The sequence below is a fragment of the Pseudomonas sp. MIS38 genome (assembly GCF_019891575.1).
GTDB classification, from domain to species: Bacteria; Pseudomonadota; Gammaproteobacteria; order Pseudomonadales; family Pseudomonadaceae; genus Aquipseudomonas; species Aquipseudomonas putida_A.
In genome coordinates, this window is record NZ_JAFLXF010000007.1 from 74,983 (window position 1) to 100,211 (window position 25,229).

The 25,229-nt window shown below is 61.0% G+C and carries 24 protein-coding genes; 11 read left to right on the forward strand and 13 right to left on the reverse strand.

Annotation, left to right across the window (positions count from 1 at the left end):
• Positions 1-25: 25 nt before the first annotated feature.
• The 6 genes from pcaH (at position 26) to pcaC (ending at position 5,481) form a co-directional block, all read left to right on the forward strand.
• On the forward strand, positions 26-730 hold the full coding sequence (gene pcaH, locus J1G18_RS10460; protein ID WP_027614394.1) for a protocatechuate 3,4-dioxygenase subunit beta: 705 nt from the start codon (positions 26-28) through the stop codon (positions 728-730).
• Between the two features lies 1 nt (position 731).
• The gene (gene pcaG, locus J1G18_RS10465) at positions 732-1,298 is read left to right on the forward strand and encodes a protocatechuate 3,4-dioxygenase subunit alpha (protein WP_003222412.1); all 567 of its coding nucleotides are present in this window, start codon (positions 732-734) and stop codon (positions 1,296-1,298) included.
• A gap of 269 nt (positions 1,299-1,567) precedes the next feature.
• Positions 1,568-2,863: an MFS family transporter gene (locus J1G18_RS10470; RefSeq protein WP_223007614.1), complete on the forward strand. Its 1,296-nt coding sequence runs from the start codon at positions 1,568-1,570 to the stop codon at positions 2,861-2,863.
• Between the two features lie 46 nt (positions 2,864-2,909).
• On the forward strand, positions 2,910-4,274 hold the full coding sequence (locus J1G18_RS10475; RefSeq protein WP_223007615.1) for a 3-carboxy-cis,cis-muconate cycloisomerase: 1,365 nt from the start codon (positions 2,910-2,912) through the stop codon (positions 4,272-4,274).
• A 12-nt stretch (positions 4,275-4,286) separates the two neighbouring features.
• Positions 4,287-5,078 carry a 3-oxoadipate enol-lactonase gene (pcaD, locus tag J1G18_RS10480; RefSeq protein WP_223007616.1) on the forward strand — a complete coding sequence of 264 codons (792 nt, stop codon included), beginning with the start codon at positions 4,287-4,289 and terminating at the stop codon, positions 5,076-5,078.
• Positions 5,079-5,088: 10 nt separating this feature from the next.
• Positions 5,089-5,481: a 4-carboxymuconolactone decarboxylase gene (gene pcaC, locus J1G18_RS10485; protein WP_027614399.1), complete on the forward strand. Its 393-nt coding sequence runs from the start codon at positions 5,089-5,091 to the stop codon at positions 5,479-5,481.
• Between the two features lie 236 nt (positions 5,482-5,717).
• On the opposite strand, the gene J1G18_RS10490 is transcribed toward pcaC, so the two are convergent.
• The 7 genes from J1G18_RS10490 to emhA all read right to left on the reverse strand — a co-directional run bounded on the left by J1G18_RS10490 (position 5,718) and on the right by emhA (position 15,762).
• Positions 5,718-6,536, reverse strand: coding sequence for a methyltransferase domain-containing protein (locus J1G18_RS10490; protein WP_223007617.1), 819 nt, complete (start codon positions 6,534-6,536; stop codon positions 5,718-5,720).
• 22 nt (positions 6,537-6,558) lie between these two features.
• The gene (locus J1G18_RS10495; RefSeq protein ID WP_223007618.1) at positions 6,559-6,915 is read right to left on the reverse strand and encodes a hypothetical protein; all 357 of its coding nucleotides are present in this window, start codon (positions 6,913-6,915) and stop codon (positions 6,559-6,561) included.
• A 26-nt stretch (positions 6,916-6,941) separates the two neighbouring features.
• On the reverse strand, positions 6,942-8,132 hold the full coding sequence (locus J1G18_RS10500) for an FAD/NAD(P)-binding oxidoreductase (RefSeq protein WP_223007619.1): 1,191 nt from the start codon (positions 8,130-8,132) through the stop codon (positions 6,942-6,944).
• Positions 8,133-8,320: 188 nt separating this feature from the next.
• Positions 8,321-9,580, reverse strand: coding sequence for an OprD family porin (locus tag J1G18_RS10505; RefSeq protein ID WP_223007620.1), 1,260 nt, complete (start codon positions 9,578-9,580; stop codon positions 8,321-8,323).
• Between the two features lie 417 nt (positions 9,581-9,997).
• On the reverse strand, positions 9,998-11,458 hold the full coding sequence (gene emhC / locus J1G18_RS10510) for an efflux RND transporter outer membrane subunit EmhC (protein ID WP_098967597.1): 1,461 nt from the start codon (positions 11,456-11,458) through the stop codon (positions 9,998-10,000).
• Positions 11,455-14,604, reverse strand: coding sequence for an efflux RND transporter permease subunit EmhB (gene emhB, locus J1G18_RS10515; RefSeq protein WP_098967599.1), 3,150 nt, complete (start codon positions 14,602-14,604; stop codon positions 11,455-11,457). Before emhB ends, emhC begins: the two co-directional genes overlap by 4 nt.
• Before the next feature lie 3 nt (positions 14,605-14,607).
• Entirely contained in the window at positions 14,608-15,762 is a 1,155-nt protein-coding gene (gene emhA / locus J1G18_RS10520; RefSeq protein WP_115988058.1) for an efflux RND transporter periplasmic adaptor subunit EmhA, read from the reverse strand.
• A 267-nt stretch (positions 15,763-16,029) separates the two neighbouring features.
• Here emhA and emhR point away from each other — a divergent pair, with 267 nt between their 5' ends.
• A complete protein-coding gene (gene emhR, locus J1G18_RS10525; RefSeq protein ID WP_027614407.1) occupies positions 16,030-16,662 on the forward strand; it encodes an efflux system transcriptional repressor EmhR in 633 nt (210 codons plus the stop codon).
• A 365-nt stretch (positions 16,663-17,027) separates the two neighbouring features.
• Here emhR and J1G18_RS10530 read toward each other — a convergent pair whose 3' ends face one another.
• From J1G18_RS10530 to J1G18_RS10545, 4 genes are all read right to left on the reverse strand, one after another.
• Positions 17,028-17,477, reverse strand: coding sequence for a hypothetical protein (locus J1G18_RS10530; RefSeq protein ID WP_134785604.1), 450 nt, complete (start codon positions 17,475-17,477; stop codon positions 17,028-17,030).
• 159 nt (positions 17,478-17,636) lie between these two features.
• Positions 17,637-18,686: an alkene reductase gene (locus J1G18_RS10535; RefSeq protein WP_096797051.1), complete on the reverse strand. Its 1,050-nt coding sequence runs from the start codon at positions 18,684-18,686 to the stop codon at positions 17,637-17,639.
• 30 nt (positions 18,687-18,716) lie between these two features.
• Positions 18,717-19,883 (reverse strand): MFS transporter, encoded by a 1,167-nt coding sequence (locus J1G18_RS10540; RefSeq protein ID WP_003222434.1) that lies wholly within the window; start codon positions 19,881-19,883, stop codon positions 18,717-18,719.
• Positions 19,884-19,888: 5 nt separating this feature from the next.
• On the reverse strand, positions 19,889-20,209 hold the full coding sequence (locus J1G18_RS10545) for an ArsR/SmtB family transcription factor (RefSeq protein WP_003222436.1): 321 nt from the start codon (positions 20,207-20,209) through the stop codon (positions 19,889-19,891).
• 169 nt (positions 20,210-20,378) lie between these two features.
• On the opposite strand from J1G18_RS10545, the gene J1G18_RS10550 reads away from it, so the two are divergent.
• Positions 20,379-20,957: an ACP phosphodiesterase gene (locus tag J1G18_RS10550; protein ID WP_223007621.1), complete on the forward strand. Its 579-nt coding sequence runs from the start codon at positions 20,379-20,381 to the stop codon at positions 20,955-20,957.
• Positions 20,958-21,067: 110 nt separating this feature from the next.
• Here J1G18_RS10550 and J1G18_RS10555 read toward each other — a convergent pair whose 3' ends face one another.
• A complete protein-coding gene (locus J1G18_RS10555) occupies positions 21,068-21,862 on the reverse strand; it encodes a lysophospholipid acyltransferase family protein (RefSeq protein ID WP_134785606.1) in 795 nt (264 codons plus the stop codon).
• A complete protein-coding gene (olsB, locus tag J1G18_RS10560) occupies positions 21,862-22,617 on the reverse strand; it encodes an L-ornithine N(alpha)-acyltransferase (protein ID WP_007963187.1) in 756 nt (251 codons plus the stop codon). The genes J1G18_RS10555 and olsB overlap by 1 nt, the downstream gene beginning before the upstream one ends.
• A 153-nt stretch (positions 22,618-22,770) precedes the next feature.
• Here olsB and J1G18_RS10565 point away from each other — a divergent pair, with 153 nt between their 5' ends.
• The 3 genes from J1G18_RS10565 (at position 22,771) to J1G18_RS10575 (ending at position 25,192) form a co-directional block, all read left to right on the forward strand.
• Complete coding sequence (locus tag J1G18_RS10565; RefSeq protein ID WP_098967604.1) at positions 22,771-23,649, forward strand: acyl-CoA dehydrogenase family protein; 879 nt, start codon at positions 22,771-22,773, stop codon at positions 23,647-23,649.
• Between the two features lie 149 nt (positions 23,650-23,798).
• Positions 23,799-24,878 carry a serine hydrolase domain-containing protein gene (locus J1G18_RS10570; RefSeq protein ID WP_223007622.1) on the forward strand — a complete coding sequence of 360 codons (1,080 nt, stop codon included), beginning with the start codon at positions 23,799-23,801 and terminating at the stop codon, positions 24,876-24,878.
• On the forward strand, positions 24,875-25,192 hold the full coding sequence (locus J1G18_RS10575) for an amidase (RefSeq protein WP_098967607.1): 318 nt from the start codon (positions 24,875-24,877) through the stop codon (positions 25,190-25,192). The genes J1G18_RS10570 and J1G18_RS10575 overlap by 4 nt, the downstream gene beginning before the upstream one ends.
• Positions 25,193-25,229: the final 37 nt, after the last annotated feature.

Sequence of the window (25,229 nt, forward strand, 5' to 3'; positions counted from 1 at the left end):
ACTGATAAGAACTGAGGAAAGCGAAATGACTGACAAGCCTGGCTACCGTCGTCCGCAGGAAGGCACCCAGCCTGAGTACCTGCACCCGACGTATCAATCCACCAACCTGCGCTCGCCGTCCAAGCCGTTGGTGTTTCTGCCGCATTCGTTGTCGGAGATCACCGGCCCGACCATCGGTGCCGAACGCGTCGCCGAGAAAGACAACGACCTGACCGCCCAGCACGACGGCGAGCCGTTGGGCGAGCGCATCATCATTCACGGCCGTGTGCTCGACGAAAACGGTCTGCCGGTGCCGGGGATTCTGGTGGAGATCTGGCAGGCCAACGCCGCCGGTCGCTACAACCACAAGCGCGACCTGCACGACGCGCCGCTGGACCCGAACTTCACCGGCACCGGCCGCACCGTGACCGACGCCGATGGCTGGTATCAGTTCCAGACCATCAAGCCCGGCGCCTATCCGTGGGGCAACCACCACAACGCGTGGCGCCCGGCGCACATCCATTTCTCGCTGTTCGGGCCGAGCATCCTCACCCGTCTGGTGACGCAGATGTATTTCCCCGGCGACCCGCTGCTGGCCTACGACCCGATCTACAACTGCGTGCCGGACACCTCCGCCAAGGAACGTCTGATCGCCGCTTTCGATCTGGAAAAAACCATTCCGTCCTACGCCCTCGGCTATCGCTGGGACATCGTCTTGCGCGGCCGCGACGCCACGCCGATGGAGAAATAAGATGACGCTGACTGCCACCACGTCCCACACCGTCGGGCCGTACTACCACATCGGCCTGACCTGGCTGAATCGCGAAAACCTCGCGGTCGAACAAACCCTCGGCGAGCGCGTGGCGATCACCGGCCAAGTCGTTGACGGCAACGGCGATGTGGTCAACGACGCGATGCTCGAAGTCTGGCAGGCCAACGCCGCCGGCAAGTACGCGCACCCGGAAGACGAGCAGGACAAACCACTGGACCCGCACTTCGAAGGTTTCGGCCGGGTGCCGGTGGACGCCGAAGGGCGCTTCCGTTTCACCACGATCAAACCGGGCACGGTCGAAGGCCTGAAGGGCTCGACCCAGGCCCCGCATCTGGTGGTGCTGGTGTTTGCCCGTGGTCTGGTCAAGCACTTGCTGACACGCATCTACTTCGAAGGCGATCCGGCGAACGTCAATGATCCGCTGCTGGAATGTGTGCCGGCGGAGCGCCGCGGGACGTTGCTGGCCAAGCCGGATGCGGCGGGTGTGTATCAGTGGAATGTGATTTTGCAGGGCACTGAGGCGGAGACGGTGTTCTTCGATTATTGATCGCACCTCGTTCCATTGGAGTGAGTTTGTGGTGAGGGGATTTATCCCCGATGGGCTGCGAAGCAGCCCCAAGACCGGAGTTCACGGTGAAACTGACACACCGCGTCTGCCAGATTTGCGAGTGCTGCGCACTCGATCGGGGATGAATCCCCTCGCCACAAGCCCTCTTTCAGAGGAGGGGTTGTGTAATGCCTCGTGGATGTATCTGTGGAACGGGACTGTTGCGAAGTGTGTCTAGACTCTCACCTGTCCCTTCAGAGTAAAAAACAATGACCACTACCACCGCTCATTACACCGGCGAGGAGCGCAGCAAGCGCATCTTCGCCATTGTCGGTGCCTCGTCCGGCAACCTCGTCGAATGGTTCGACTTCTACGTCTACGCCTTCTGCGCGATCTATTTCGCCCCGGCGTTTTTCCCCTCCGACAACCCCACGGTGCAACTGGTCAACACGGCCGGGGTGTTCGCTGCCGGGTTTCTGATGCGCCCGATTGGCGGCTGGATTTTCGGGCGGCTGGCGGACAAGAAGGGCCGCAAGACCTCGATGATGATTTCGGTGCTGATGATGTGCTTCGGCTCCCTGCTCATCGCCTGTCTGCCGACTTACGCCAGCATCGGCGTCTGGGCTCCGCTGCTGTTGCTGTTCGCGCGGCTGCTGCAAGGCCTGTCGGTGGGTGGCGAATATGGCACCACCGCCACCTACATGAGTGAAGTCGCGCTCAAGGGCCAGCGCGGCTTTTTCGCCTCGTTCCAGTACGTGACGCTGATTGGCGGGCAACTGCTGGCGGTGTCGTTGGTGGTGATCCTGCAGCAGTTTCTCAATGAAGATGAACTGCGTGCTTACGGCTGGCGCATTCCGTTTGTGGTCGGTGCGGTGGCGGCGGTGATTTCGCTGTTCCTGCGTCGCTCCCTGAAAGAAACCACCAGCAAGGAAATGCGCGAGAACAAGGACGCCGGCAGCATCCGCGCGCTGTTCCGTGATCACAAAGCCGCGTTCATCACCGTGCTCGGTTACACCGCCGGTGGCTCGCTGATTTTCTACACCTTCACCACGTACATGCAGAAGTACCTGGTGAACACCGCCGGCATGCACGCCAAGACCGCCAGCTACATCATGACCGGCGCGCTGTTCCTGTATATGTGCATGCAGCCGCTGTTCGGCATGCTCGCCGACAAGATCGGCCGACGTAATTCGATGCTCTGGTTCGGCGCGCTCGGCACGCTGTTCACTGTGCCGATCCTGTTGAGCCTGAAAAGCATCAGCAGCCCGATTCTGGCCTTTGTGCTGATCACCGTGGCGCTGGCGATTGTCAGTTTCTACACCTCGATCAGCGGCCTGGTGAAAGCCGAAATGTTCCCGCCGGAAGTCCGCGCCCTTGGCGTCGGTCTGGCCTATGCGGTGGCCAACGCGATCTTCGGCGGTTCGGCCGAATACGTGGCCCTGAGCCTGAAGGCCGGGGGCATGGAAAACGCGTTCTACTGGTACGTCACGGTGATGATGGCGGTGGCGTTCCTGTTCAGCCTGCGCCTGCCGAAACAGGCGGCGTACTTGCACCACGATCTGTAAACCGATGTGCGCGGGCCGCATTGGCCCGCGCCGGCAAGGACTGTTTATGACTCAGCGACCGGGCAATCAATTGTTCGATGCCTACTTCACTGCCCGCGACATGCGCGAGGTGTTCTGCGATCAGGGCCGGGTGCAGGCCATGCTCGATTTCGAAGCGGCGCTGGCCCGTGCCGAGGCGCGGGTCGGGGTGATTCCGGCGTCTGCCGTGGCGCCGATTGCCGCCGCTTGCAATGCCGGTCTGTATGACTTCGCGGCGCTGGGCGAGGCGATTGCCACGGCCGGCAACTCGGCGATTCCACTGGTCAAGGCATTGGGCAAGCAGATCGCCGCGAGCAGTGCCGAGGCCGAGCGCTATGTGCATTTGGGCGCTACCAGTCAGGACGTGATGGATTCCGGGCTGGTCCTGCAATTGCGGCAGGCGCTGGAGCTGATTGAAAGCGATCTGGCAGCGCTGGCCGATTCGCTCGCCACCCAAGCCCAACGGCATGCGGCGACGCCACTGGCCGGGCGCACTTGGCTGCAGCACGCCACGCCCGTGACCCTCGGGATGAAGATTGCCGGTTGGCTCGGCGCGGTAACCCGCAGCCGTCAGCGACTGCGCGAACTCAAACCACGGCTGCTGGTGCTGCAATTCGGCGGCGCTTCCGGCACCCTCGCGGCACTCGGCGAGCAAGCATTGCCGATCGCCCAGGCGCTGGCCGAAGAGCTGCAACTGAGCTTGCCGGAACAACCGTGGCACACCCAGCGTGATCGCATCGTCGAGTTCGGCGCGGTACTCGGTTTGATCGCCGGCAGCCTCGGCAAGCTCGGGCGCGACGTCAGTCTGTTGATGCAGACCGAAGCGGCGGAAGTGTTCGAGCCGTCGGTGCCGGGCAAGGGCGGTTCGTCGACCATGCCGCACAAGCGCAATCCGGTCGGCGCAGCGGTGTTGATCGGCGCGGCGACCCGGGTACCGGGGCTGGTCTCGACGCTGTTCAGCGCCATGCCGCAGGAGCACGAACGCAGCCTCGGGCTGTGGCATGCCGAATGGGAAACCCTGCCGGAGATCTGCTGCCTGGTGTCCGGTGCGCTGCAACAGGCGCGCCTGCTGGCCGATGGTCTGGAGGTCGATGCCGAACGCATGGCGCGCAATCTGCAATTGACCCAAGGGCTGGTGCTGGCCGAAGCGGTGAGCATCGTCCTCGCGCAACGGGTCGGTCGCGACACCGCGCATCACCTGCTTGAACAATGCTGCAAACGTGCGGTGGCCGAACAGCGCCACCTGCGTGCGGTACTCGGCGACGAGCCGCAAGTGACCGCCGAACTGAGCAGCACCGAACTCGATCATCTGCTCGACCCCGCGCATTACCTCGGCCAGGCGCAAGCCTGGGTCGAGCGCGCAGTGGCCGAACACAACGCATTGTCTGTCTGAAAGGAGAGGGCTGTGGCTTTCGTTCAACTCGCCGATGGCGAACTGCATTACGTTATTGAAGGCCCGGTCGACGCACCGGTGCTGGTGCTGTCCAACTCGCTGGGCACCGACCTGCACATGTGGGACGCGCAGATGCCGGCATTCACCGAGCATTTCCGGGTGCTGCGTTTCGACACCCGTGGTCACGGCCAGTCGCTGGTGACGCCGGGGCCTTACAGCATCGAGCAACTGGGCCGCGACGTGCTCGGCTTGCTGGATGCGCTGCACATCGAACGCGCGCATTTCTGCGGATTGTCGATGGGCGGGTTGATCGGCCAGTGGCTGGGGATCAATGCCGGTCATCGTCTGCACAAATTGATCGTGTGCAACACCGCCGCGAAGATCGGCGACCCGTCGGTGTGGAGTCCGCGCATCGAAACCGTGTTGCGTGATGGCCCGGCAGCGATGGTCGCATTGCGTGATGCGTCGATTGCCCGTTGGTTCACGCCTGATTTTTCCGCTGCCAATCCGGCCGCGGCGAAGAAGATCACCGACATGCTCGCGGCGACTTCGCCTGAAGGTTATGCGGCCAATTGCGCGGCGGTGCGCGATGCCGATTTCCGTGAGCAACTGGCCTCGATCAACCTGCCGCTTCTGGTGATCGCGGGTACCGAAGATGCGGTGACGCCACCGTCCGGCGGGCATTTCATTCAGGAGCATGTGCGCGGCGCCGAGTACGCCGAGTTCTATGCTGCGCACCTGTCCAACGTGCAGGCCGGTGCCGCTTTCAGTGATCGTGTGTTGGCGTTTCTGAACGCTCAGTGAGGGGAAGTTTGTGGACGAGAAACAACGTTACGACGAAGGCCTGCAAGTACGCCGCGCGGTATTGGGCGATGCCCACGTTGATCGCAGCCTGAATGCGCTGACCGAGTTCAACTCGGAATTCCAGGAGATGATCACGCGTCACGCCTGGGGCGACATCTGGACCCGCCCGGGCCTGCCACGGCACACGCGCAGCCTGATCACCATCGCCATGCTGATCGGGATGAATCGCGAGGCCGAGCTGAAATTGCATCTGCGTGCGGCGGCCAACAACGGTGTGAGCCGGAGCGAGATCAAGGAAGTGATCATGCAGAGCGCGATTTATTGCGGGATCCCGGCGGCGAATGCGACGTTCCATCTGGCGGAGTCGGTGTGGGATGAACTGGGAGTCGAATCCCGGGAGTGATGGTGCCTGAACTGACGCCTTCGCGAGCAAGCCCGCTCCCACATTTAGAATGCATTTCCCTGTGGGAGCGGGCTTGCTCGCGAAAGCGGCAGGCGCCGTGATGCATCAATCAGCACAGGTACTCAAACGCTGGCGACAATGAAAATTCACTCCCACATTTGGAATGCATTTCCCTGTGGGAGCGGGCTTGCTCGCGAAAGCGGCAGACGCCGTGATGCATCAATCAGCACAGACACTCAGACCTTGGCGACAATGAAAATCCGCTTGAACGGAAACAGAGTCTGCCCGTTTTTCTCGGGCGGGTAATGCTTATGCACCCGCATCAGGTAGTGGTAGATAAACCGCGCCTGTTCCTGTGACGTCAGCGTCTGCATCACCGGCCGCAGCGCCGAGACCTTCACCCAGTCGTACACCGGCGATTTGCCGCCAACCACCTGCAATTGCTCGGTTTCCCAGATCTCCAGCGACGTGGTCAGCGGCGCGAGCAAGCGATAGTAGTCCTCCAGTGTCAACAACGGCCGCGCCGCCATGCATCGGCGCAGTTGCGGTGTGCCGATGGGGGTGTGTCCCGGTCCGGCATGGTCGAGGGTGTCGAGCATCAGTCGATACCACAAGGCATCGCGCCAGTCCGGCATGTGCACCGCCAGACAGCCACCGGGGCGCAGATACCCCAGCAGGCGCGGCAGCAGGTGTTGATGATCGCCAATGAAATGCAGCACCGCCGCCGCGAGCAGCAGATCGGCCGGTTGTTCGGGTTGCCAGTCGAGCAGGTCGCACTCTTGCCATTGAGCGTTGATCGGCAGGCACCGGGCCTGATCAAGCATCTGCCGCGAGCTGTCGACACCCAGCAACTGCGCACGCGGCCAGCGCTCGGCCAGCAGTTGAGTGGCGATGCCGGTGCCGCAGCCCAGGTCACAAATTCTTCTGGGGTCGGGCAGATCGATACGGTCGAGCAATTCGTTGACCGGGCGTTGCCTGAGACGGGAAAACTGCTGGTACGCCTTGGCGTCCCAGTGGGTGCTGGCGTTCCCTGCCGTTTCGAGTTTGGCGCTCATGAGGAGGTCCTCTCTGGCGGATTTACAGTTGTCGTCCAATGACGTTGAGGGTTTTCAGGACAACGGCCACGCCTTTGCGTGTGTCCTCTTCATTCAGCAGTTTGAGCAACGCCAGAGTGCCCGGCGCCGCTGACTGTGCCGATACTTCGGCTTTGGCCACGCGCACTGCATTACTGACTGTCCAGGTGGCGGCTGTGCCGCTCTCGAACAATTGCGCGAGTTTTTCCACCATGGCCGCGTCGAGCAGATCGGCGATATCGGAAACCAGGGAAAGCAGGTCGACAATATTCTCCAGGCGTCCGCCATCGATTAACGGTTGCAGTTTTGCCATCAAGGCAGTGAACCCGGGCGTGGCTGACATTTCCTTGGGCATGTTCATGAGCAATCACTCCTCCCTGTGCAGGGTCAAAGCATTCCCCGGGCCACCGCCCAGTAAAGACCGCGATTGAAACCGTTTCTGAGCAGACCGCCCAATTTGGTCGGGGGTGTCGGCAACACATCGTGGGCGTAGTCGTACCACAGTGGCATCCCGGCATTCAGGCCCATTTGGGCTACCGCCTGTACCCGACCGTCGTATACCGAGTTGGGTGCGCCAAGACGGATCTGGGCGGTGATGTTGTTGGCGATCACCGGCGCCTGGTTATGACAGGCGCCGCCGGCCTTGCTGACCGGCAGGTCGACGGTGTCGCCGATCACGTAGACATTCTCCAGACCGTAGACCTGCAGCGTTTCGTGATTGGTCGGCAGCCATCCTTCATCATTGGCGGCGTGTGAGATGCCGCACTCACGCACCACCTCGACGGCCTGGATGGGCGGAGTAGCCATCAAAATAGTGAAGGGTTGCTCATCGCCCTCGGCTGAGTAGGCGATTTTTGCATCAGGATCCACATGGCTCAGGGTGAAGCCGCGCTGAAATTGAATGTTTTTCCGGGCAAAAATGCTCGGCAGGATTTCACCCGTGGGGCGCTGCAAGAACAGACAATTGCGCAATAGCTGGGCAACCGTCGGGTAGGTGTAGATGATTTCCACTTGCTCGCGAACGCCCCGGCGACGCAACAAATCATCCAGCATCAATGTCGTTTCCACGGGCGCGATTCCGCATTGGTGCGGTACGTTCGGTGTCTGCGGGAAGGACACGGTAATGAAAATCCGGCCTTTTTCGATGGTGTTCAGGCGTTGCGCCAGCTGCCGGGCAGGAAGGTATTGATAAAAGTGGTCGCCGGCTTCTTGCAGACCCTCGATGCGTTCCGGCGCCGGCACGCAGCCGGTGGCGATCACCAGAAAATCATAGTCGAAGCGCTTGCCGGTGCGGGTGCGCAATTGCTGCCCGGAAAAGTCGAAACGGGTGACGTCTTCAACGTGGAAACTGATTTCCGGGCGCAACAATGAGCGTTCCGGACGTTTGAGTTCCTCTTCGAAGAACTGACTGAACGCCACGTACATGAACGCAGGTTTGTAGTAATGATCGGGAGAACTGGACAGCAGTGTAATCGAGACGTCGCCGCGTAGAACTTCGGGATACAGCTTGCCGACCAGTTGATTGGCCAGCATGGTTCCACCTACACCGCCACCGACGATAACTATTCGCTTGCTCATACCTGACCTCCGTGGCCAAGGCAGCTTCGCGTACAGCATCCGGAGATAACGGAAGAAAACTAAGGGCTCCTACAGCAGGCTGGAGAATTTACACACTCTGTTGACTGTATCTGCGCCTCGACAAATCGCCAGTCCGGGCTGACCAGTGGTTGATGCCGGCGCCGCTTGTGCAGCGCCGGCGTGCGGGTTCAGAGCAGGCTGATCGGATAGCTGATGATCAGACGGTTTTCGTCGAACTCGTTGTTGCTGAAATCGCGGCGCATGGTCGAGTTGCGCCAGCGCACGTTGAGGTCGCGCAGGGCGCCGCTCTGCACGGTGTAGCCCAGTTCCGATTCGCGGCCCCATTCCTTGCCGTCGGTGATGGTTCCGGTGTGCACGTTGTCGCCGCTGATGTAGCGGTTCATCAGGGTCAGGCCGGGGATGCCCAGGGCGGCGAAGTTGTAGTCGTGGCGCACCTGCCAGGAGCGTTCCTGAGCGTTGTCGTAGCTGGCGTTGTAACTGTCGTTGGCGAGGGTGCCGCCGCTGGTGCCGTTGACGCGCATCCAGGCGCTGTCGCCGGTGAGTTTTTGCAGGCCGACGTAGAAGGTGCTGCCGCCGTAGCGGGCCGAGAACATCCCCGACCAGGTCTTGTTGTCGAGTTCGCCGGCGCGGGCGCTGCCGTCGTCCTTGCCGTAGAAGAAGCCCAGGTTGGCGCCCAGCGTCCAGTCGCCGAGTGGCTGGCTGTGAATCAGGTTGACGTATTGCTGGCTGTAGATGTCCTTGAGTTCGGCGTTCCACAGGCCGATCTGCGTGCGTTTTTCGTTGAAAACGTACTCGCCGCCCTGAAAGTTGAAGCGATCGGAGGTGAACGCCGCTTTGCCGAACATCGACATGTCGCTCATGCTGCTGTCATCGCGCGGACTGTTGGCGCGGAACTGCCCGCCATACAGGGTCAGGCCGTTGATTTCCTTTGAGGTGATCTGCCCGCCACGGAAGGTTTGCGGCAGCGAACGGCCGTCGTCCGAACGCAGGATCGGCAGCACCGGCATCCATTCGCCGACCTTGATTTCGGTCTGCGACAGTTTGGCCTTGAACGCGACGTTGGTGCGGCCGAAGTTGTCCGCCGGTCGCCCGTCGTGATCCAGCGGCAGCAGTTGCGTGCCACCGGTGCCTTTGCCACCATCGAGCTTCACCGAGTACAGGCCGAGCACGTCCATGCCGAAGCCAACGGTGCCTTGGGTGAAGCCGGATTTGGCGTCGAGGATGAAGTTCTGCGTCCACTCTTCAGCCTTGCCCTGAGCCTTGGTCGGGTTGGTGAAGTTGCGGTTGATGTAGAAGTTGCGCAGGTTGAGGTTGACCTTGGCACCTTCGACGAAACCGGCTTCTTCGGCTGCGGCGGGGAGGGCGACGCCGGTCAGGGCCAGGGCGATTAGGCCGGGGAGTGCGTACGGCGCAGTTGGATGAGTCATCGCAGGGTCTCTTGTTATTTTTTTTAGGTCGAACAGAGCCGTTGCCGCCATTTTCGGGGCGGGCACGAGCTTGCAGAATCAGGGATGAAGCGGCGGCGATCAGCCGGACGGGACAGGGCGCGGGAGCATGGTGTCGAACCTGTTGTTATTGGTTTTGTGGAGCGAATGGTGCGGGGGGCGATGGGCGGGATTCAATCGGGCAAAGCGGGTTTTGGGCGATTATCGAACGCAAGATTGAGCCGGGTTTTTTCTCGCGTCTATCAGGGCCTCTTCGCGAGCAAGCCCGCTCCCACAGGAAAATGCATTCCAAAAGTGGGAGCGGGCTTGCTCGCGAAGAGGCCGGCTCAGACGCCACAATATTTCTGACAGGCAACAAAAAGCCCGCCAAGTGGCGGGCTCCTTGTGTTCACCGGAGGATCAGAACAGCTTCATCTTCGGTGCTTCTTCTTTCAGCGGTTCGTTCTGCGCGGTCTGCGCATTCCAGCCACCACCCAGGGCCTTGTACAGGTTGACCGCACTGGTCAGCTGCGCGAGGCGGTCGGTGATCAGTGCCTGTTGCGCACTGAACAACTGACGCTGGGCGTCGAGGAAGGTCAGGTTGCTGTCGACACCGATGCGGTAACGACGCTCGGCCAGGCGGTAGTAATCCTGGTTGGCCGCGACGAAGTCACGCTGCGCCTGCAACTGCTCGGTGTAGGTCTGGCGGGCAGCCAGGCCGTCGGCGACTTCCTGGAAGGCGGTTTGAATCGACTTCTCGTAGTTCGCCACGCCAATGTCCTTCTGGATCTTGGCATAGTCGAGGCTGGCACGCAGGCTGCCGGCGTTGAAGATCGGCAGGTTGATCTGCGGCTGGAACAGCCAGGTCCCCGAACCGCCCTTGAACAGACCGGACAGGTCCGGGCTCAGGCTGCCCGCGTTGGCGGTCAGGCTGATGCTCGGGAAGAACGCTGCACGGGCGGCGCCGATGTTGGCGTTGGCCGCTTTCAGGTTGTACTCGGCCTGGAGGATGTCCGGACGACGCTGCAGCAGGTCCGAAGGCAGACCGGCCGGTACGTCGCTGAGCAGATCATCCGACAGCGGTTTGGCCGCTTGCAGATTGGCCGGGATGCCGGTGCCGAGCAGCAGCGTCAGGCTGTTTTCGTCCTGAGCCACCTGACGGGTGTACTTGGCCAGTTGCGCCCGGGCGTTTTCCACCGAGGTGCGCGACTGCGCCAGGTCCAGCGCCGAAGCCACACCGACTTCGTTGCTGCGGCTGGTCAGCTTGTAGCTTTCTTCAAAGGCACCGAGGGTGTCTTGCGTCAGCTTGAGCAGTTCCTTGTCGGCCTGCCAGGTCATGTACGCGTTGGCGACACTGGCCACCAGACTGATCTGCGTGCTGCGGCGCGCTTCTTCGGTGGCGAAATATTGTTGCAGCGCTTGTTCGCTCAGGCTGCGCACCCGACCGAACAGGTCGAGTTCGTAGGCGCTGATGCCGACGGTCGCGGTGTAGGAACTGCTGATGTTCGCTTCACCGGTCTGCGAGGCACGGGCCGGAACCCGCTGACGGCTGCCGCTGGCATTGGCCGAAACCGCCGGGAACAGGTCAGCACGCTGGATGCGGTACTGCGCAGCGTAGGCATCGATGTTCAGCGCCGCGACACGCAGGTCGCGGTTGTTTTCCAGGGATGTCTGGATCAACTGCTGCAGGGCCGGGTCATGGAAAAACTGCTTCCAGCCCTGCTCGGCAGCGGCTTGCGCCGGAGCCTGGGCCGGCGAGTACGCCGGGCCCTGCGGGTACTGGCCCGCGACCGGTGCTTCAGGCTGCTGATAATCGGGGATCAGCGAGCAACCGCTCAGCACGAAGGCGGCGACTGCGATGGAGAGTAGCGACTTGCTCATTGGCCAGCCTCTTTAGGAGTTTCAGTCGTCTCGTCCGGGTCGGCGATTTTACGCTGGCCGATGGACGAAACCGTGACGAAGAACAGTGGGACCCAGAAGATCGCCAGGATCGTGGCCGTGAGCATACCGCCAATCACGCCAGTACCGATCGCGTGCTGGCTACCCGAACCGGCACCGGTGGAGATCGCCAACGGTACTACACCGAGGACGAACGCCAGCGAGGTCATGATGATCGGTCGCAGACGCATGCGGCACGCTTCGATCGCCGCATCGCGCAGACTGCGCCCTTGTTCATGCAGCTCCTTGGCGAACTCGACGATCAGAATGGCGTTTTTAGCCGCAAGACCGATGGTCGTCAACAGGCCCACCTGGAAGTACACGTCGTTGGACAGCCCGCGCAGGCTGGTGGCCATCAGCGCACCGATGATCCCCAGCGGTACCACGAGCATGACCGCGATCGGAATCGACCAGCTTTCATACAACGCCGCCAGACACAGGAACACCATCAGCAGCGACAGGGCGTACAGCGCTGGCGCTTGCGAGCCCGACAGACGTTCCTCGTAGGACAGACCGGTCCAGGAGATACCGACACCGGCCGGCAGCTTCTTGGCAATCGCTTCGACTTCGGCCATCGCTTCACCGGTGGAGTAACCCGGCGCCGGAGAACCGAGCACTTCCATCGCTTCGACGCCGTTGTAACGGGCCAGTTTCGGCGAACCGTAGATCCACTCGCCCTTGGCGAACGCGGAGAACGGCACCATGGTCCCGGCGCTGTTGCGCACGTACCACTTTTTCAGGTCTTCAGGGCTCATGCGCGCACCGGCCTGACCTTGCACATACACCTTCTTCACCCGACCACGGTCGATGAAGTCGTTGACGTAGCTACTACCGAAGGAGATCGACAGGGTGCTGTTGATGTCGGAGAGACTCAGACCCAGGGCCTGGGCTTTCTCATCGTCAATTTCCAGGTGGTATTGCGGCTCGTCGTTCAGACCGTTCGGACGCACCTGGTAGAGCACCTTGCTCTGCGCGGCCATGCCGAGGAACTGGTTGCGGGCTTCCATCAGTTTTTCGTGACCGATACCGGCGCGGTCCTGCAGGAACACGTCGAAACCGGTGGCGTTACCCAATTCCAGTACCGCAGGCGGGGCGAACGCAAACACCATCGCATCGCGGAAACTGAAGAAGTGTTGCTGCGCACGCTGTGCCAAGGCAAACACGCTGTTGCTCGAATCACGCTCGTGCCACGGCTTGAGCATGATGAACGCCAGACCCGAGCTCTGACCACGACCGGCAAAGTTGAAGCCGTTCACGGTAAATACCGAGGACACCGCACCCGCTTCTTTATCCAGCAGGTAGGTACGCATCTCATCGATCACGACTTGAGTACGTTCCGCACTGGAGCCGGCCGGGGTTTGTACCTGGGCGAACAGTACGCCTTGGTCTTCTTCCGGCAGGAACGCGGTTGGAATGCGGGTGAACAGCCAGATCATGCCGACGACGATCAGCAGGTACGCAAGCAGGTACGGGGCTTTGCGCGACAACATGTTGCCGACACCGCGCTCGTAACTCCTGACACCGCGATCGAAATTGCGGTTGAACCAGCCGAAGAAACCTTTTTTCGGCGTGCCGTGGTCACCCTTGGCGATCGGCTTGAGCATGGTTGCGCAGAGCGCCGGGGTGAAGATCAGTGCAACCATTACCGACAGGGCCATGGCCGAGACGATGGTGATCGAGAACTGCTTGTAGATCACACCGGTGGAGCCGCTGAAGAACGCCATCGGCAACAGTACCGCCGACAGCACCAGGGCGATACCGACCAGGGCACCCTGGATCTGGCCCATGGATTTCTTGGTCGCTTCCTTCGGTGACAGGCCTTCTTCGGCCATCACCCGCTCGACGTTTTCCACCACGACGATGGCGTCGTCCACCAGCAAGCCGATGGCCAGCACCATACCGAACATGGTCAGGGTGTTGATGCTGAAACCGGCGGCGGCGAGGATGCCGAACGTACCGAGCAATACCACCGGTACGGTCATCGTAGTGATGACGGTGGCGCGGAAGTTCTGCAGGAACAGGAACATCACCAGGAACACCAGCACGATCGCTTCGACCAGGGTTTCAACCACACCCTTGATCGACTCGGTCACGACCGGAGTGGTGTCATACGGGAACACCACTTCCATGCCTTGCGGGAAGAACGGCTTGAGGTCGTCAATCGTCTTGCGCAGCGCTTTGGCTGTGTCGAGGGCGTTGGCACCGTTGGCCAGTTTTACCGCCAGACCGGACGCCGGGCTGCCGTTGAACTGCGCAGAAATACTCGAGTTCTCACCACCCAGACCGACGTCGGCCACGTCGCCGACACGGACCTGGGAGCCATCCTGATTGACCTTCAGCAGGATCGCCTTGAACTGCTCGGCAGTCTGCAGACGGGTCTTGCCGATGATCGTGGCGTTCAGTTGCTGACCTGGCAGCGCCGGCAAACCGCCGAGCTGACCGGAAGACACCTGGACGTTCTGCGCCGAGATCGCGGCGCTGACATCAGCTGGCGTCAGGTTGTACTTGTTCAGCTTGGCCGGATCGAGCCAGATGCGCATCGCGTACTGGGCACCGAAGACCTGGAAGTCACCGACACCGGCGGTCCGCGAGATCGGGTCCTGCATGTTCGACACGATGTAGTTGGACAGGTCGTCCTTGGTCATGCTGCCGTCACGCGACACCACGCCGATCACCAGCAGGAAGTTCTTCACTGCCTTGGTGACGCGGATACCCTGTTGCTGCACTTCCTGCGGCAGCAGCGGGGTGGCCAGGTTCAGCTTGTTCTGAACCTGAACCTGCGCGGTGTCGGAGTTGGTGCCTTGCTCGAAGGTCGCGGTGATGGTCATGCTGCCGTCGGAGTTACTTTCCGAGGACACATAACGCAGGTTGTCGATACCGTTGAGCTGCTGCTCGATCACCTGGACCACAGTGTCCTGCACGGTTTGCGCCGAAGCGCCCGGGTAGGTCACGGAGATCGCGATGGCCGGCGGTGCAATGCTCGGGTACTGGTTGATTGGCAATTTCAGGATCGATAATGCCCCGACCAACATGATCACCAGGGCAATTACCCAGGCGAAAATCGGACGGTCGATAAAAAATTTCGACATGAGTTACTCCCCTTTGCCGCCAGCGGCTTTGTCAGCTGCTTGAGCGGGGGCCGGGTTCTTGGCTACGTTGGTCGCTTCGGTCGGGTTGACCTGAGCACCTGGGCGAACATATTGCAGGCCTTCGGTGATCAGACGATCGCCGGCTTTCAGGCCATCTTCGATCAGCCACTGGCTGCCAACGGTACGGCTGGCCTTGAGCTGACGCAGTTCAACCTTGTTGTCCGGGCCGACGACCAGTGCGGTCGGAGTGCCCTTGAGGTCACGGGTCACGCCTTGTTGCGGCGCCAGAATGGCCGCGGCGTTGACCCCGGCCTGCAACTGGGCGCGGACGAACATGCCTGGCAACAGGGTGTGATCCGGGTTCGGGAACACCGCACGCAAGGTCACGGAACCGGTAGTCGGATCAACCGATACTTCGGAGAATTCCAGCTTACCGTCGAGCTTGTACTGGCTGCCGTCCTCAAGGGTCAGCTTGACCGCTGCCGAGTTGTCGCCGGCCTTCTGCAGACGACCGCTTTCCAGCTCGCGGCGCAGTTCCAGCAGCTCAACCGAGGACTGGGTAACGTCGACGTAGATCGGGTCCAGTTGCTGGATCGTCGCCATCGCGTCGGCCTGACCATTGCTGACCAGTGCGCCTTCGGTCACCGAAGAACGGCCGATACGGCCGGAGATCGGCGCGTAGACCTTGGTGTATTTCACGTTGATCTGCGCACTCTGCAACGACGCTTCCGATTCCATGCGATTGGCCACGGCGGTGTCGTATTCCTGGCGGCTCACGGCCTGCTCGTCGACCAGTTGCTTGTAGCGGTCGGAGATCGACTTGGTCGAGCGCAGGCTGGCTTCGGCGCTTTTCAGGGTCGCTTCATAGACTGCCGGATCGATCTGATACAGCTGCTGGCCGGCTTTGACGTCGCCGCCTTCCTTGAACAGACGTTTGAGAATGATGCCGTTGACCTGTGGTCGAACTTCAGCGATGCGGTACGCACTGGTGCGCCCCGGCAGTTCCGACGTGAGGGTGAACGCTTGTGGTTGCAGGGTGACGACGCCGACCTGAGGAGGCGGAGCGGCTGGGGCCGCTTCTTCCTTTTTACATCCGCTGAGCAGCGATGCCAGGGCGACGGCAGTGACCAGAGCGGTAACAGCTGGCTTGAATTGCATGAAGATCCTCGGGTCAGGCGCGCACATTGCGCACAAGAAGTGTGAAAGGGTAAAAAAATCGGGTCGAGTGGATAAGTAGCTTGCTAAGGAATATACTTACGTTCATGGTTGTTTGTAAATAGCTTGGCGTCGTACCCACCCTGTTACAAAATGCGTCGCAAGGTTTGAAATTGTAGGCCGGGGAGCCGATTCGTGAGAGATCAGCCCCCTCTTTATTCAGCGGATATTCAGCCATCCCTGAAACATCCTGTTTGAGGTTTTACTGCCATGGTCCGTCGTACCAAAGAGGAAGCTCAGGAAACGCGCAGCCAGATTCTCGAAGCGGCCGAGAAAGCGTTTTATGAAAGGGGTGTGGCCCGCACGACCCTGGCGGATATCGCGACGATGGCCGGCGTGACGCGCGGTGCCATCTATTGGCATTTCAGCAACAAGGCCGATCTGGTGCAGGCGATGCTCGACAGCCTGCATGAACCGCTGGATGAATTGGCCAAGGCCAGCGAGAGCGAGGACGAACTCGACCCGTTGGGGTGCATGCGCAAGCTGTTGATCCATCTGTTTCATCAGGTAGCCCTGGATCCGAAGACCCGTCGCATCAACGAGATTCTGTTTCATAAGTGCGAATTCACCGATGAAATGTGCGATCTGCGCCAGCAGCGCCGCACGGCCAGTCTCGATTGCAACCTGCGCATCGGTCTGACCCTGCGTAATGCGGTCAATCGCGGCCAGTTGCCGGAAGATCTCGACACTGCCCGGGCGGCCATCAGCATTCATGCGTATATCGATGGCCTCCTGTATGGATGGCTGTTGGCGCCAGACAGCTTTCAATTGCATGCCGAAGCCGAGCGCTGGGTCGATACAGGGCTTGATATGCTGCGCCTGAGCCCTAGCCTGCGCAAATGAAACAAAATGCGTAATTAAATCTGTCCGTGTCAAGACTTGAAGCGGGGAAATGTCCCTGCTTCAAGTCTTTTTGTAATGGAGTGCTTTTATATACGTACGATGGCCAGGTTGATAGGTAGCGAGCTACGTATTTTGTAGGGGTTTTGTGTCGACTGTGTGAATGAATGTTAACGACTCGGGCTAAAAGGGCGCCGAGCAGCCGATACGCACCAACCGATCCGTTTCGTTTTTGAGTTCCCTTTGCCCGATCCTCACCACCAGGCTGCGTTACTTCCGATGGGCTCGAGCCACGGCCTTTAGTTTGCTCGCGCCTCTATAATGTCAGCGTAGTCCGTACCGTTACTGCATGAGCAGGTAACTCTCTATCAGGCCGATGGCGTCATGAATGCGATCATCTTATAGCTGTAAGGGTAAACCGGGTTTTCATTTTCCAATGCTGCGCCGCAGGTGATGGGTTCGGCGCCAACAGAGAACGCGTTGGTATCCCAGAAAAGTTCGACTTTTGGAGCCCTGTGCCCCGCCATTTGTCGGTAGCAATAACTGAGCGTAGTGTCGAACCGTACTTTCTGCTTGTAGTTGGTGTAGCAGATGTAAGTGTTGAATACCTCTTTTTTGATATCGTAATCAATAACGATGTCCTGTTTCAGATGAGGATCTCCTTCAAACAGCATAAAGACGGTCTGGTAAGGGAGGATCTTGTCGATACGCGTCAAGGGTGGGTGCTTTGGAGAGGCATCGTCAAGCCAGAAAGTAGAGTCCGTGGCATTGGTGATTTGCAGAAGGAATGTAAGTTTGTTTGGATCTGTATCATTCATTTTTATATAACCTTGCTTGATTAAGTTGGTGGGTTGTAATTGATGAGTTGCTGGGCGGAGCTTAGGTTTATATTGTTCTGATGGCGAATCTTTAAATGTATGAAAATAAAAAAAGCCCCGCCTCTTTCGAGGCGGGGCTTACTTGTTAGTTGTTGTTGTTTACAGCGTTGGATAATCGATATAACCGACCGGGCCTTTCGCGTAGAACAACTCGGGACGTGCGTCGTTCAGCGGTGCGTCGGCCTTCAGGCGTGCCGGCAGATCCGGGTTGGCAATGAACGGTACGCCGAACGCTACCGCGTCAGCCTTGCCTTCAGCCAGCCACGCATTGGCGCTGTCCTTGGTGAAGCGTTCGTTGGCGATGTACGCGCCGCCGAAAGCTTCTTTCAGCTGTGGGCCGAGGCTGTCGGCGCCTTCTTTCTCGCGGGAGCAGATGAAGGCGATGCCGCGCTTGCCCAGCTCGCGAGCCACATAAGTGAAAGTCTCGGCCAGATTGTCGTCGCCCATGTCATGGGAATCGGCGCGGGGTGCCAAGTGCACGCCGACACGGCCGGCGCCCCAGACGTCGATCGCTGCGTCAGTCACTTCCAGCAGGAGACGCGCACGGTTTTCCAGGGAGCCACCGTAGTTATCGGTGCGCTGGTTGGTGCTGCTTTGCAGGAACTGGTCGAGCAGGTAGCCGTTGGCGCCGTGGATTTCCACGCCGTCGAAACCGGCGGCTTTGGCGTTTTCGGCACCGGTGCGGTAGGCCTCGACGATCTCGGCGATTTCAGCGGTTTCCAGAGCTCGCGGGGTCGGATAGTCGGCCAATGGACGCACCAGGCTGACGTGACCTTTAGGCTGGATGGCGCTCGGCGCGACCGGGGTTTCGCCGTTGAGGTACGACGGATGCGAGATGCGGCCGACGTGCCACAGTTGCAGGACGATCTTGCCGCCGGCAGCGTGCACGGCTTTGGTCACGTTGGTCCAGCCGCGCACCTGGTCGTTGGACCAGATGCCCGGGGTGTCCGGGTAGCCGACGCCCATCGGCGTCACCGAAGTGGCTTCGGACAGGATCAGACCAGCCGACGCGCGCTGTACGTAGTATTCAGCCATCAGCGCGTTCGGCACGCGGCCTTCGTCGGCGCGGCAGCGGGTCAGCGGAGCCATGATGATGCGGTTGGACAGCTCGAGGTCGCCCAGTTTGATCGGATCGAAAATAGTTGCCATGTGTACAACCCTCGTCAGTTAAGTGGTTAATCAGTGGGTAGCGGGGGCCAGACCGGCGTCGCCGTTCTGACGGAAAGTGATCAGGGTCACCAGCAGCGCGAGCACGGCCAGCGCGGCGGCGGCCAGGGGCACGCTGGTCAGGCCGAAACCGTGGGCGATGACGCTGCCACCGACCCAGGCGCCCAGGGCGTTGCCGATGTTGAAAGCGCCGATGTTCAGGGTCGACACCAGGTTCGGTGCGGCCTTGCCGAAGGTCACCACGTTGACTTGCAGCGCCGGGACGGCGGCAAACGAAGCGGTGGCCCAGAGGAACAGGGTGATCTCCGTCGGGATCAGCGCAACGCTGGTCCAGCTCAGCACGGTGGAAACCACCGCCATCGCCACGAACACGCCGATCAGGGTCGCGCCGAGACGCTTGTCCGCCAGTTTGCCGCCGATGATGTTGCCCACCGTCAGACCGAGGCCGATCAGCAGCAGGGTCCAGGTCACGCCTTTTGGCGAGACACCGGTGACATCACCGAGCAGCGGCGCGACATAGGTGAAGAGGGTGAACATCGACGCGGCGAACAGCGCGGTCATGCTCAGCGACAGCCAGATGCCGGCGCCTTTGAGGGCGGCGAGTTCGGCGCGCATGTCGAGTTTTTCCTCGTCACGCTTGGCCGGCAGGAAGCGGATCAGACCGATCAGCGCCACTACACCAATCACGGTCACCGCCCAGAAGGTCGAGCGCCAGCCGGCTTCCTGACCCAGCGCCGTGCCCAGCGGTACACCGAGGACGTTGGCCAGGGTCAGGCCGGTGAACATCAGCGCTACGGCGGATGCGCGCTTGTTCGGCGCCACCAGCCCGGCAGCTACCACAGAACCGATACCGAAGAACGCACCGTGGCACAGCGCCGTGACGACACGGGCAAACATCAGCACGTTGTAGTCACTGGCGATGGCACACAGCAGGTTACCGACGATAAAAATGCCCATCAGCGCTACCAGTGCGGCCTTGCGCGGCAGTCTGGCGGTGGCCAGTGCCATGAACGGCGCACCGATGGCCACGCCCAGGGCGTAACCGGTCACTAGCCAGCCAGCGCCGGGAATCGACACACCGAGGTCGGCCGCCACATCGGGCAGCAGGCCCATGATGACGAACTCGGTGGTGCCGATGGCGAAGGCGCTCAAGGCCAGAATGAGTAGCGAGAGGGGCATTTGAATCAATTCCTTGTGGGAGCGCTGAGCTCTTTGACGATGGCGTCGAGGAACGCCTGGATCACGTCCTCGTTGCGTTTGAAGAAGTGCCACTGGCCGGCTTTCTGGCTGCTGATCAGACCTGCGCGTTGCAGGGTCGCCAGGTGGGCGGAGACGGTCGACTGCGACAGGCCGCAGCGTTGATCGATCTGCCCGGCGCAGATGCCGTACTCGTGGTTGTGTATCTGCTCAGGAAACTGGGCTTTGGGGTCTTTCAGCCAGATGAGAATGTCTCGCCGTACTGGGTGTGCCAGGGCTTTTATTATTTCGTCGAGGTCGAGGTTCATGGCTTTATGCTCGTGATGTGTAGCGCTATATCGCGATGAGGCGAACTTTAAATCGGTATTTCGCGATATACCAATATGAATTTGATCTGACGACCGCATAAATCGGTATATCGGGTTATAACGATACGTGTGCTGTAACGATGAAAGCGCGCAGTGCTAAGCTGCGCCCATGAACTATCTCGCACATTTACACCTCGGAGGCCAGCACCCCGAGCAATTACTCGGCAGTCTGTATGGCGATTTCGTCAAAGGACGCCTGCAAGGGCAATTTGCACCGCAGATTGAAGCGGCGATTCAGTTGCATCGGCGCATTGATGTATTCACCGATCGCCACCCGTTGGTGGACATCGCCCTCGGGCGTTTCACCGAGACCCGGCGGCGTTACGCGGGGATTGTCCTCGATGTGTTTTTCGACCATTGCCTGGCCCGCGACTGGACGCTGTACGCCGATCAGCCGCTGGAACATTTCACCCGCGATGTTTACCGGGTGCTGTCGAATGAACGGCAATTGCCAGAACGCCTGGCGAAAATCGCGCCGCACATGGTTGCCAATGATTGGCTGGGTTCGTATCAAGAGTTTGAAGTGTTGGAGCAGGTGCTGCGTGGGATCTCGCGGCGTCTGACTCGGCCTGAGGAGCTGGCGGGGGCTATGCAGGAATTGCGGCGGTTGTACGAGCCGCTGAGTGAGGATTTCCGTTTGTTCTATCCGCAGCTTCAAGAATTTGCACAAACGTCGACAACGCAGTAACCCCCTGTGGGAGCGGGCTTGCTCGCGAATGCGGTAGGTCATTCAACATGTGCATTGGCTGAACCACCGCTTTCGCGAGCAAGCCCGCTCCCACAGGGGGGATCTGTGTTTCAGGCGGCGATCAATTCGCCGGCGCGACGCGGTTCGGCAGGTTTGGCCACCTCACCAAACAACGCCTTCTGCACCGCCTGCTGTGCTTCGAACGCCAGTGCTGCACGCTCGCGACCGACGCAGGCAATCGGCTTGAGCACGTGAATCTCGACATCGCCGCAGTCGTTGCTGAACAGACGCATCAGGTGCGACAGCAAGTCATCGTCACCAATGAACGGCGCCAACGCGTCGATTTCGCCATTGCGCAGATAACGGATCGCCACCGGTTGCAGCATCACCTCCGAATCGATTGCCGCCGACAGCAGGCGACCATGAAAGGTGCGCAGCGAGCGGCCATCGGTGGTGGTACCTTCCGGGAACATCAGCAACGGATGTTGCGTTTGCAGGTGACGGGTCATCTGTTTGCGGATCAACTGGCTGTCACCCGAACCGCGACGGATGAACAGACTGCCGGCCTTCGCCGCCAGCCAGCCGGCCACCGGCCAGGTGCGTACTTCGGCCTTGGACAGAAACGACAGCGGCGTGAGCATGCCCAGCAGCGGAATGTCAGTCCATGACACGTGGTTGCTGACCCACAGCATCGGTTGCTGCGGCAGCTCGCCGTGCACGGTCACGCGAAAGGGCAGGGCATTGCTCAAACGCGCCATGAAAAACCGCGACCAGCGCTGCCGACGTTGCATCGAGTGCGCCAGGCCCAGACGTTCGAACACGCCGAAGACGCTGGCCATGGTCAAGCCCAGCGCCACCACCAGCAGCACCCGCGTGATCCGCGCGTACACGCGCAACCGGCTCATCACACGGCCGCCTTGAAGTGCTTGGCGTAGCGCGGGCAGAGTTCGTCGCGCTTGAGCAGGATAAACACGTCGGCGACCTGGAAGTCTTCGTCCCAGCACGGCTCGCCGCAGATCTTCGCACCCAGACGCATGTAGGCCTTGAGCAGCGGTGGCATTTCGGCGATCACGTTCGATGGAATGTCCAGCGACGGCAGGGGATTCTTCGGCTCGGCGCGCAGGTGTTCGGTGCACAGATAACGCTCGCGCAGACGCTGCATGATCGCGTGGGCCTGCACGCCGCCGTCCTGCATCGGGATGCTCGCGCAACCCATCAGGTAGCTGTAGCCGCCCTGATTCAACACTTCGGCCAGTTCACCCCAGAGCACGGCGATGGTGCCGCCGTTGCGGTAGGCCGGGTCGACGCAGGTGCGGCCGATTTCGAGGATCGGGCCTTGCAGATGGGCGAGGCCGTGCAGGCTGAATTCTTCTTCGCTGTAGAACTTGCCCAGGCTGCTGGCGGCGGTGTGATCGAGCAAACGGGTGGTGGCGACCAGACGCCCGGTGTTCAGGTCACGCACGCCGATGTGGCTGCAGTGAACATCATAGTCATCCATGTCCAGACCCAGTTCCGCGCCTTTCAGCTTGGCGTTGAACTCGCCGCTGAATACGCTGAAGCGCAAGGCCTGGGCTTGCTGCAAGGCCTCGGCGCCGATCAGGCGTTCGGCTTGCAGGCGGCGTTCATTGCCGGTGTCGCTGATGCGGGCGATCTGAGTCATTTGAATCTCCGTACGGGCCTTGAACCCGTCGTGGGTTGCAGCCGATCGACTTTCTTTATGCAGCCATGTTGTGCAAAGTCAGGCTATGTAGCCCCGGTGTCATCACCGTGAACGTTTGGTGATGCTTGTATGACAGCCCTCAAGGAGCCTCTTATGCCCTGGCCCAGCCTGCTCGAAAGTCATGAACGTCTGCCCGCCGTCGCTGATCTGGCGGAAGGTTTCGCCACCTTGTTGCAGCAAGTGGGCAACGTGACACCGTTCGAACTGGCGGTGGCCGGAGGGCGTCGGATGGCGACGCCGGGGCTGGCATTTCTGGTGGGGTATCAGGCGGCGTTGCGCATGCTCTGGCCGAGCGCGCCGCCGAGTCTTGGCGCGTTGTGTGCGACCGAACAGCGCAGCCTGCGCCCGGCGGACATGCAGACGCGCCTGACGGATTTGCGCCTCAACGGGCGAAAGGATTTCGTCACCGCCGGGGACGCGGCGGACTGGCTGCTCGTCGCCGCGCGCAGTGAAGAACCCGGCGAAACGCCGCGCCTGAGTCTGGCGGTGGTCTATCCCGGCGAGCCCGGCGTGCGCGTGGAAAAACTCCCGGCGCTGCCGCTGATGCCGGACATCAGTCACGGTCGGCTGCATCTGGACGGCGCGTTGTGCGAATTGCTCGCGGGCGATGGCTGGGATGCTTATGTGAAGCCGTTTCGCAGCCTGGAAGATGTCTACGTGCTGAGCGCGATGACCGCGTGGCTGTACGGTGTCGGTCAGGACAGCGGCTGGTCGCAGCCGCTGCAACTGCGCTTGCTGGCGCTGTTGGCCGGGTGCGCGGAAGCGAGTCGCCAACCACCGAACAACCCGGCCGGGCATGTGCTGTTGGGCGGGTTGTTTGCGCAGTTTGATGCGCTGAAGGGCGAGATCGATCAGGCGTTGCGCGCGGGTAATCCGGAGTGGGCGCAGATGTGGCAGCGTGATCAGGGGGTGATGCAGTTGGCAGCGGGGGCGCGGGCCAAACGCTTGGCCAAGGCTTTGGCGGTGGGCTGACTGGCCTCTTCGCGAGCAAGCCCGCTCCCACCCTTGGAAAGCGTTTCAAATGTGGGAGCGGGCTTGCTCGCGAAGGCGGTGGCAAAAACACCACACATCTGTCATGTGGCAAGACTACCCTCAGCAGGTTCTCCCCAAGAGCCCTCACCATGTGCAAAAGCCTGTCCCTGTTTCTGCTGCTGATCAGCTTCACGGTCCAGGCCGAGCAATGGCCCGGTGAGCAATGGCCGACTGGCGCAAAAATCAGCGGCGCAGCGGTCGAGGCATTAGAGACCTACGCCTTCCCACCCCGCGACGACACTACCCGCCAGGGCATCCGCACGGACGCGCTGCTGATCATCCGCGACGGCCAGTTGATCTACGAACGCTACGCCGGCCCGACCCGTGCCGAGACCCCGCACCTGACCTGGTCGATCAGCAAAAGCCTGATGGCCACGGTACTCGGCGTGGCGTATGGCGAAGGCCTGTTCAAACTGGATGATCCGGTTTCGAAGTTTTATCCGGCGCTGGAAAAACATCCGGCGATCACCGTGGCGGATCTGCTGCACTGGGCTTCCGGGCTGGACTGGCAGGAAGACTACGAATACGCGCCGCTGAAATCCTCGGTGGTGGCGATGCTCTACACCCGTGGGCACCGCGACATGCCAGCGTTCACTGCCGATCACGATGCTTATGCGCCACCGGGGCAGACGTTCCGTTACTCCAGTGGCGACAGCAATCTGCTGGCGGCGGCGCTCAAGAACATGGTTGGCCCACAGCGTTATCCTGACTATCCATGGACCGCGTTGTTCGAGCCGCTGGGCATCCGCCACGCCGTGTGGGAAACCGATGCCGGCGATACGTTTGTCGCGTCCTCTTATGCCTATCTCACGGCGCGGGATCTGGCGCGGGTCGGTTTGCTGATGGCCCGCGACGGACGTTGGCACGACCGGCAATTGCTGCCCAAGGATTGGGTCGCTTTCAACCGCACTGCCTTTGCCGGCTACAAGGCGCATCAGGACGAAGCGGTGCCCGGTGGTCAGTGGTGGCTCAATCGCCCGGCGGATGGCGCCGCCGCGCCGTGGCCCGACGCGCCGCCCGACACCTTCGCCGCCCTCGGCCACTGGGGCCAGGCGCTGTATGTGATCCCCAGCGAGAAACTGGTGATCGTGCGTTACGCCGATGACCGCGACGGCAGCTATCGCCACAACGAGCTGCTCAAACGCGTGCTCAAGGCGGTGCAGCCATGAAACTGTTGAAGCGGGTGTTGCTGTTGGCGCTGATCGTGCTGCTCGGCTGGATCTGGCTCGAACGGGCAAACCTCTGGGCGTTCCCCGACATCATCAGCGCCTACACGGCCAAGGAATATTGTTCGTGTCGTTACGTGATGAACAACGATGCCGAATATTGCCGGGGTTATGTGAAACAGTGGCTGCCAACCAGCGAATTCAGCGATGACAGCGCGAGCAAAACCATCACCGTCAGCGGCATGGGCCGCAGCAACCGCGCGCAGTGGCTGAGCGAACGGCAGGGCTGCCGCCTCAATCCTCAAGTCAATAGATAACCCTGTGGGAGCGGGCTTGCTCGCGAATGCGGTGTGC

What these genes read in the sequence shown, in the direction of transcription:
- pcaH (WP_027614394.1), top strand. Translation starts at nt 26, where the DNA reads ATGACTGACAAGCCTGGCTACCGTCGTCCGCAGGAAGGCACCCAGCCT.
- pcaG (WP_003222412.1), top strand. Translation starts at nt 732, where the DNA reads ATGACGCTGACTGCCACCACGTCCCACACCGTCGGGCCGTACTACCAC.
- J1G18_RS10470 (WP_223007614.1), top strand. Translation starts at nt 1,568, where the DNA reads ATGACCACTACCACCGCTCATTACACCGGCGAGGAGCGCAGCAAGCGC.
- J1G18_RS10475 (WP_223007615.1), top strand. Translation starts at nt 2,910, where the DNA reads ATGACTCAGCGACCGGGCAATCAATTGTTCGATGCCTACTTCACTGCC.
- J1G18_RS10490 (WP_223007617.1), bottom strand. Translation starts at nt 6,536, where the DNA reads ATGAGCGCCAAACTCGAAACGGCAGGGAACGCCAGCACCCACTGGGAC.
- J1G18_RS10495 (WP_223007618.1), bottom strand. Translation starts at nt 6,915, where the DNA reads ATGAACATGCCCAAGGAAATGTCAGCCACGCCCGGGTTCACTGCCTTG.
- J1G18_RS10500 (WP_223007619.1), bottom strand. Translation starts at nt 8,132, where the DNA reads ATGAGCAAGCGAATAGTTATCGTCGGTGGCGGTGTAGGTGGAACCATG.
- J1G18_RS10505 (WP_223007620.1), bottom strand. Translation starts at nt 9,580, where the DNA reads ATGACTCATCCAACTGCGCCGTACGCACTCCCCGGCCTAATCGCCCTG.
- emhC (WP_098967597.1), bottom strand. Translation starts at nt 11,458, where the DNA reads ATGAGCAAGTCGCTACTCTCCATCGCAGTCGCCGCCTTCGTGCTGAGC.
- emhB (WP_098967599.1), bottom strand. Translation starts at nt 14,604, where the DNA reads ATGTCGAAATTTTTTATCGACCGTCCGATTTTCGCCTGGGTAATTGCC.
- emhA (WP_115988058.1), bottom strand. Translation starts at nt 15,762, where the DNA reads ATGCAATTCAAGCCAGCTGTTACCGCTCTGGTCACTGCCGTCGCCCTG.
- emhR (WP_027614407.1), top strand. Translation starts at nt 16,030, where the DNA reads ATGGTCCGTCGTACCAAAGAGGAAGCTCAGGAAACGCGCAGCCAGATT.
- J1G18_RS10530 (WP_134785604.1), bottom strand. Translation starts at nt 17,477, where the DNA reads ATGAATGATACAGATCCAAACAAACTTACATTCCTTCTGCAAATCACC.
- J1G18_RS10535 (WP_096797051.1), bottom strand. Translation starts at nt 18,686, where the DNA reads ATGGCAACTATTTTCGATCCGATCAAACTGGGCGACCTCGAGCTGTCC.
- J1G18_RS10540 (WP_003222434.1), bottom strand. Translation starts at nt 19,883, where the DNA reads ATGCCCCTCTCGCTACTCATTCTGGCCTTGAGCGCCTTCGCCATCGGC.
- J1G18_RS10545 (WP_003222436.1), bottom strand. Translation starts at nt 20,209, where the DNA reads ATGAACCTCGACCTCGACGAAATAATAAAAGCCCTGGCACACCCAGTA.
- J1G18_RS10550 (WP_223007621.1), top strand. Translation starts at nt 20,379, where the DNA reads ATGAACTATCTCGCACATTTACACCTCGGAGGCCAGCACCCCGAGCAA.
- J1G18_RS10555 (WP_134785606.1), bottom strand. Translation starts at nt 21,862, where the DNA reads ATGAGCCGGTTGCGCGTGTACGCGCGGATCACGCGGGTGCTGCTGGTG.
- olsB (WP_007963187.1), bottom strand. Translation starts at nt 22,617, where the DNA reads ATGACTCAGATCGCCCGCATCAGCGACACCGGCAATGAACGCCGCCTG.
- J1G18_RS10565 (WP_098967604.1), top strand. Translation starts at nt 22,771, where the DNA reads ATGCCCTGGCCCAGCCTGCTCGAAAGTCATGAACGTCTGCCCGCCGTC.
- J1G18_RS10570 (WP_223007622.1), top strand. Translation starts at nt 23,799, where the DNA reads ATGTGCAAAAGCCTGTCCCTGTTTCTGCTGCTGATCAGCTTCACGGTC.
- J1G18_RS10575 (WP_098967607.1), top strand. Translation starts at nt 24,875, where the DNA reads ATGAAACTGTTGAAGCGGGTGTTGCTGTTGGCGCTGATCGTGCTGCTC.